The 437-nt window shown below is 49.2% G+C and carries 1 protein-coding gene; it reads left to right on the top strand.

Going from position 1 to position 437, the window contains the following annotated elements; translation table 11 throughout:
• Positions 1-437 (top strand): hypothetical protein (locus D2V08_RS17255; protein ID WP_220473369.1); only part of this gene is annotated, 437 nt, incomplete at both ends.

Here is a 437-nt window from a genome sequence, read left to right as displayed (position 1 = left end):
CCAATGCTTCCGACATCACAACGAACGCGACAGACATCTCGACCAATGCCACTGACATAGCGAACCATGTTGCCGCTGATGCCGATACCAACATCGGCAACGAGTACAATACAGGAAGTGGCATTACGGGAGGTAACCTGCAAATTACTGATGGGGGTGGAACGGAATCTGTAAACTTGATCAGTGGCGATGCGAACAACAATATTACGGCTGGCTCTGATGGTGCGCTATACTTGAACGTTTCGTCTGTGTCCATAGCCGAGACCAATACCACATTGTCCTTTAACAACGCCACTAATGAGTTGACCTATACCAATGAACTTGGGGACAACCCTGCCGTGGATATATCAAGTCTTGACGACAGTGCTGGAGTTGCCGCGAACGCCTCTGACATAGCCACGAACACAACGAACATTGCGACCAATACTTCGGACATT

The organism is Flagellimonas lutimaris, from assembly GCF_003581615.1.
GTDB lineage: Bacteria > Bacteroidota > Bacteroidia > Flavobacteriales > Flavobacteriaceae > Flagellimonas > Flagellimonas lutimaris.
The sequence above is the reverse complement of the archived record's forward strand: the minus strand, read 5'-3'. Positions and strand labels throughout refer to the sequence as shown.